Source organism: Protofrankia sp. CiP1_Cm_nod1 (assembly GCF_920888515.1).
In the GTDB taxonomy this organism is placed as follows: domain Bacteria; phylum Actinomycetota; class Actinomycetes; order Frankiales; family Frankiaceae; genus Protofrankia.
Window position 1 is genome coordinate 1 of record NZ_CAKKTM010000273.1, and the last position, 6,319, is coordinate 6,319.

At 69.8% G+C, this 6,319-nt stretch carries 6 protein-coding genes; 3 read left to right on the plus strand and 3 right to left on the minus strand.

The genetic code is table 11. The annotated features are described in order from the left end of the window. Positions 1–73 precede the first annotated feature (73 nt). Positions 74–460: a CoA-binding protein gene (locus tag NBX02_RS12600; protein ID WP_445548399.1), complete on the minus strand. Its 387-nt coding sequence runs from the start codon at positions 458–460 to the stop codon at positions 74–76. 453 nt (positions 461–913) lie between these two features. On the opposite strand from NBX02_RS12600, the gene NBX02_RS12605 reads away from it, so the two are divergent. The 3 genes from NBX02_RS12605 (at position 914) to NBX02_RS12615 (ending at position 4,545) form a co-directional block, all read left to right on the plus strand. Beyond that, positions 914–1,189 (plus strand): type II toxin-antitoxin system RelE family toxin, encoded by a 276-nt coding sequence (locus tag NBX02_RS12605; protein ID WP_250286151.1) that lies wholly within the window; start codon positions 914–916, stop codon positions 1,187–1,189. A 416-nt stretch (positions 1,190–1,605) separates the two neighbouring features. After that, positions 1,606–2,592: an MHYT domain-containing protein gene (locus tag NBX02_RS12610; protein WP_250291466.1), complete on the plus strand. Its 987-nt coding sequence runs from the start codon at positions 1,606–1,608 to the stop codon at positions 2,590–2,592. Positions 2,593–2,745: 153 nt separating this feature from the next. Then, positions 2,746–4,545: a hydrogenase maturation protein gene (locus tag NBX02_RS12615; protein ID WP_250291468.1), complete on the plus strand. Its 1,800-nt coding sequence runs from the start codon at positions 2,746–2,748 to the stop codon at positions 4,543–4,545. Between the two features lie 220 nt (positions 4,546–4,765). On the opposite strand, the gene NBX02_RS12620 is transcribed toward NBX02_RS12615, so the two are convergent. Both NBX02_RS12620 and NBX02_RS12625 read right to left on the minus strand, forming a co-directional pair. Next, on the minus strand, positions 4,766–5,347 hold the full coding sequence (locus tag NBX02_RS12620) for a TerD family protein (RefSeq protein WP_250286157.1): 582 nt from the start codon (positions 5,345–5,347) through the stop codon (positions 4,766–4,768). A 175-nt stretch (positions 5,348–5,522) separates the two neighbouring features. Further along, positions 5,523–6,319, minus strand: a 797-nt coding sequence (locus NBX02_RS12625; protein WP_250291470.1) for a hypothetical protein, incomplete at its 5' end; no start/stop codon positions are given.

Consider the following 6,319-nt stretch of genomic DNA (forward strand, 5'->3'; position numbering starts at 1 on the left):
CACTCCAGCCGCCGTGCGGGCACCCGGGTACGCGGGGCGGCCAGGGGGCGCGGCCGGTGACCGGGGAGGGCCGTCAGGGTGCCCAGCCGGCCAGGCGGGGCGCCTCCATGCGGGGGCAGGTGTCCATGACGACGGGCAGTCCGGCCCGTTCCGCCCGCCGCGCGGCGGCGTCGTCGCGGACACCGAGCTGCATCCAGATCCCTCCGGCACGGATGGCGACCGCGTCGTCGACCACCGGGCCGACCAGCTCCGAGCGGACGAAGAGGTCCACCACGTCCACCGGGAACGGGATCTCGGTCAGCGAGGCGTAGCCCTGCTCACCCGCGACCACAGGCGCGGACGGGTGGACCGGAACGGCCCGTTTGCCGTGCGCGCGCAGATAGGCCGCGATGGAGTAGGCGACCCGGGAGGTGTTCTGTGACAGCCCCACCACCGCCCAGACCTTCGTGTCGGCCAGCATCCGTCGGATGATCTCGTCGGTTCCGTAGCGCACACCCGGCACCAACCCGTGACACCGGCACGGTCATTCCTTGGCTGCCGAAGGCTGCCGGAGGAATGACCGTGCCGGAGATCCTGCGGGCGGGTGGGGACCAGCAGCCACGCCGGCGCCGGGCCGCGCCCGGCAGGTGCCCGAGCGGCGGCTGGACGTTGAGTGACACCGGACGTTGAGTGACATGAGTAGCCTTGGCGTCATGTCCGTCGCCGCCGGTCCCGTCGCGCCGTCACGGGCTGCCGCGCCGTCACAGGTTCCATCACAGATTGTGGCGGGAGGCGAAGTGGTCCCGCCCTTTTCGCCCGCCTGGCCGGAAACCCCGGCGGCCGGCGGCGGGGACTTCTACGATCACCATGTGAAGAACCGGACACGCGTGCCGGCCCCGTGCTCGTCACGCCCACGGATGAACGGCGTGGCGGTATGAGCGCCCGCCACGAGGTGACAGTCGCGGCATCGGCCGAGCGCGACCTGCAACGGCTGCCCGACCGGACCGCCAGTGAGATCCGCCGGTTCCTGGGCGGCCCGCTGCGCAACGACCCGCGCCGGGCGGGCACGCCCCTGTCGGAGTCGCGTTCGACGATGTGGGAGGCGACCGGCCCGTCCTGGCGGATTCTCTACCAGGTGGACGCGAACACGCTGTCCGTCCGGGTGATGGTGGTCGCGCACCGTCGTCATCCGGCCAGTCGCGCCTCGTAGTGGCCCGGGGACCCGGGCCTCCCGGGCCTCCCGGACCGGCTGCCGGGCCCGGCAGGAGCCACGGGCGCGGAAAACATGATCGCATCGCATTGCCTCCGGCCTGCCGACGGCCGACGCCTGCCAGCGGGCCAGCGGTCGTCGCCCGGGCCATCCACCCCAGAGGCATCACTTAAAGTGAATATTTTGGCTGCCAAAGTAAGATTTTTCGTCTCATGACGCTTTGTCCATAAAAATCTCTTTTAACTATAGTTAGTCCTGAAATAATTCAATTAGATAACTTATTTTGGCGTGAAACCCATCACTTGGCTGGCCCCGGTCGGGCTATAGTTGCCCCGTCGGAAGATCCGGAGGCTGCTGATCAGATGCCGTTACCCGGCAGCCCCCTGGGTGTCACATGGCGAACTCCTGGGGGTTGGATGGGATCAGTCAGTGCCGCAGCAGAGCATCTGCACGCTTCGTACGACCCCGTGTTCGTCCTGCTGTCCTTCCTTCTCGCCGCGTTCGGTTCGTTCGCGGCCCTGGCGTGCGCGGTCCGCTTACGTACGGCCACCGGCACCAGCCGGCTGGCGTGGATGACTCTCACGGCCGTGTCGCTGGGCGGGTGCGCGATCTGGTCGATGCACTTCGTCGGGATGGTCGCCTACCGTATCGAGCTGGGGATCACGTTCAACGAGGTGGTCACCAGCCTGTCGCTGCTCATCGCCGTGGTCGTGGCCGGCGTCGGGCTTACGGTGGTAGCCGCCGATCCCGACAGCCTCCAGCGGCTGCTCGTCGGCGGAACGGTCGCGGGAGCCGGTGTCGCCGCCATGCATTACACCGGCATGTACGCGATGCACACCCAAGGGGCGATCAGCTACGTGACGCCGCTGGTCGGCCTGTCCGTTGTCATCGCCGTCGTGGCCTCGACAGCCGCCTTCTGGATCGCGTTCCACATCGGTGGTGTCGGCCGGCGCGCCGTCGCATCGGTGATCATGGCGGTAGCGGTGTGCGGGATGCACTACACGGGCATGGCAGCCACGCGGGTCACCGCCGACCCCGCCGTGCCACGGCCGCACGGCGTCGATCCTTTCGCCATGGGGACCATCACCACCTTCACCGCGTCCATCGTTCTGATGTTCATCATCTTCGCCGCGACCGGCGGGATCGGCGCCCCCATACCCGATCATCACTACCTCGCCGCCATCCGCTCGGAAAAGCCTGCCCACGCCAGCTTTTCTCGTGCTGGCCGCGGTCCCGCACCGCGTGCCGCGGCGCGCTCACACCAGCCGGTATCCACCGCCGACGCCGGTGCCGTAACCGCGCAGGTGACCCCCTCCTCCGTCCCGCCCTCCTCCATCGCGGACCTCGAGGAACTCGGTCTGCCCAGGCAGAGCCACCGCGTGTCGCGACCTCCGGGACGGTGACACGGCCGCCAGCGGCGATCATCGCGCCGGGAGCCGCCACCCGTCGCGGGGCCAGCCCGTGGATCCACGCACCCCCATATCCCGATCACGGGAGAGCAGGTTCACCCGAAAACCCGTTCGGAGTTTCGATCTGACCTCTGACAAGGAAAGAAAATGAAGATTCTTCTACTCTCGTCCGCGTTCAACGGGCTCACCCAGCGGGCATGGGTCGAGTTACAGCGCGCGGGCCACCGTGTGACGGTCGAGCTCGCGCTCAGCGCGGAAACGATACGCGAGGCCGTCCGGCTGTCCGATCCTCACCTGATCATATGCCCCTTCCTGCGCGAACGGGTACCGGACGACATCTGGATGACCCGACAGACGATCATCATCCACCCGGGGCCGGTCGGTGACCGCGGGCCGTCCTCGCTCGACTGGGCCATTCTGGAAGGGGCGTCGACCTGGGGAGTCACGGCTCTGCAGGCCGTCGCCGAGATGGACGCCGGGCCGATCTGGTCGGCCCGTGAGTTCGCCGTCCCACTCGGCATCAGCAAGTCGGCACTCTACAACGGGCCGGTCACCGACGCGGCCATCGCCGTCATCCACGACGTGGTCGACAAGGCACAGGTCGTCGGATTCGTGCCCACACCGCTCGACAGCATCCCGGCACACCGGTTGCGCGGCAGGCTGCGGCCCTCCACCCGCGCCGACGACCGGCGCATCGACTGGGACACCGACACCACCAGCGACGTCCTGCGCAAGGTGGCGGCATCGGACGGCTCACCAGGCGCCCCCTGCCTGCTGTTCGGCGAGCAGCTACGCGCCTTCGACGCCAGCCCGGCCGTCGCGTTCACCGCCACGCGGGCCCGCGACGGTGAGCGCGAGAACACCCTGCTGTCCCGGCGGGACGGCGCCGTGCTGGTGCCCACCGTTGACGGCGCGGTGTGGATCGGGCACCTCCGCCGCGCCAGCCAGCCCAAACTCCCGGCCAACCTGGTGCTGGCCGACCACGTCCAGCCGCTGCCGGTGGCGACGTCGGAGGCTCCCGGCCCGGAGACCGGCCGGGACGTGCGCTACCACCGTCACGGCCCCGTCGGGTGGATCAGTTTCGACTTCTACAACGGCGCCATGTCCACGGAGCACTGCCGCCGGCTGCTCGCCGCGTTCACCTGGGCGAGCCAGCAGGACACCCGTGTGATCGTGCTGCGCGGCGGTGACACCTTCTTCTCCAACGGCATCCACCTGAACGTGATCGAGGCGGCCGAACGGCCCGCGACCGCCGCCTGGACGAACATCGACGCGATGGACGACCTGTGCCAGGCCATCATCACCTGCACCAGCCAGCTCGTGGTCGCGGGCATCTCGGGCAGCGCCGGCGCCGGCGGCATCATGCTCGCACTCGGCGCAGACCTGGTTGCCGCCCGTACCGGAGTGGTACTCAACCCGCACTACGACAACATGGGACTGTACGGATCCGAATACTGGACGTACACATTGCCACGACGAGTCGGTAAGGATGCCGCGGCGACGCTGACCACCGAGTGCCTTCCCGTCGGTGACGTGGAAGCGGCCGACATGGGCCTGGTGGACCGGCTGCTCCCCCGTGAGCCGTCGGAGTACGACGACGCCCTGCTGGCCCTCGCCAGCGAACTGGCCGGCGCGGGCTGGCAGGAGGCGTTGGACGCCAAGACCTCACGGCTCGCCGCCGACGAGGCCGAGATGCCTCTTGAGGTCTACCGCACCCGTGAGCTGAGCCGGATGGCTGTCAACTTCTTCACCGAGAACCGCCATGCCGATCTGCGCCGGGCATTCGTCTTCAAGGAAAAGCCCACGGCGACCCCCCAGAACATCGCTCTCCACCGGCATTCCTTGGCATGGCGGGACGATCTCCAGGGGTCGTCCGTCACCGGCGGCCCGGCCGCCACGATCGGCGCGCAGTCATCGGGACTCCTGACGCCGGCCCCGACCACCTGACATCGCCGTAGAGGGGCCCGAGGCCCTGGGCCGCCGGCGGCGCGAAAAACATCAGCGCACCGCCGGCGGCCCTTCAGGCGGACAACAGCGGGCGAAAACAGCGGGCGTCTCCGTAAGAGTTCTCATCCGTAAGAGTTATCCTCCACGGAGGCGCCCACCTGGCCCGCCGAACACCTCGGCTTTCCTGCTGACCAACGCCAACGGTCGGGACAGCAGCCGGTCAGGAGACGTTGACGCCGAAGTCGAGGGCGATTCCCCGCAGGCCCGAGGCGTATCCCTGGCCCACCGCGCGGAACTTCCATTCACTGGAATACCGATAGAGCTCACCGAAGATCATCGCGGTTTCCGTGGACGCGTCCTCGGTAAGATCATAACGGGCGATCTCCGTACCGGTGGTCGAGTCGCTCACCCTGATGAAAGCGTTCCGCACCTGGCCGAAGGTCTGCCGGCGAACATCCGCGTCATAGATCGACACCGCGAAGACAACCTTGGACGCCTGCGGCGCGAGCGCGGACAGTTCGACCGTGATCTGCTCGTCGTCCCCGCCACCGCCACCGACAAGGTTGTCGCCCAGGTGCTTCACCGCCCCGTCCGGGCTGACCAGGTTGTTGAAGAACACGAAATACTGGTCGGAGAGAACCTTGCCGCGGTCGTCGACGACGATCGCGCTCGCGTCGAGGTCATAGTCGGCGCCGGAGGTCTGGCGTACCTGCCAGCCGAGACCGACGGTCACCGCACGGAGGTTGGGGGCGACCTTACTGAGGGATACATTGCCGCCCTTGGACAACGACACCGATGCCATGGGTGAAAGCCTAGACTGCGCGGGACACGCCCGTACACACACCCTGCGCGCACTCACCTGTCGCCCCGCGCGTACGGCCCACGGCGGCCGCCCGGGACACCGGCCGCGCCGCGTCGTCACCCCCGGGGCCGTCAGGCCAGGGGCCGTCAGCCAGGGGCCGTCAGTCCCGGCGCTGTCAGCCCGCGCCGGCCGGCCCGGCGGCGGTCGGCTCGGCGGCCGGGCAGGAGCCGACCTCAAGCGAGCCGCTGGACTGCGCGCGCAGCCCGTCGAGGCTGGTGACGGTGACGCTGAACGACAGCGGGCCCGGGACCGCCGACGGCCCGACCGGCCCCGACCACACCGACCACTGCTCGGCGGCCTCACCCAGGCTCAGTGCGCTGGTGGCCGTCCTCCCGTCGGGCAGGTGGGCGACCAGGTCCACCCGGAAGACGCCGGTGGAATCGGTCGCGCGCACCGACACCGTGGACACCGTCGGCCCGGCCGCGGCCGGGCATCCCGTCGTGCGCACAACGGCCGGGGCGACGGTCAGCACGTCGATGGCCGGCGGGCCGGAGACCACCGCGGTCACCCGCAGCGTCCCGCCCTTCCCGTCGCCGCCGACGGTGGCGACGGCGACCGAGGTGTCCAGCACGCCGGCCGGCGCGGCGGACCGGTCGAGCGTGACGGTGACGGCCCTGCGATCACCCGCCGCGACCGTGCCGGTGGCCGGCGCGACGGACAGCCAGGACGGCGTGGCGGCGAACCGGAAGCCGACGGGCTCGCGGCCGGTGCTGCGCAGTTCCACGGCCGCCGAGGAGTTGACCGCCCCCAGGTCGACGACACCCGTCGACAGCACGAGCCCGCCACCCACCGTGACCGCCGTATCCCCGGAAAGAACGCGCGCGGTCCCAGCCGCCGTCACGGCGGGCTGTGGCCGCGGCTGCGTCGCGCCCGGGGACGGGCTGCCCGGCGCGCCCGCGGCCGCCACCGCCC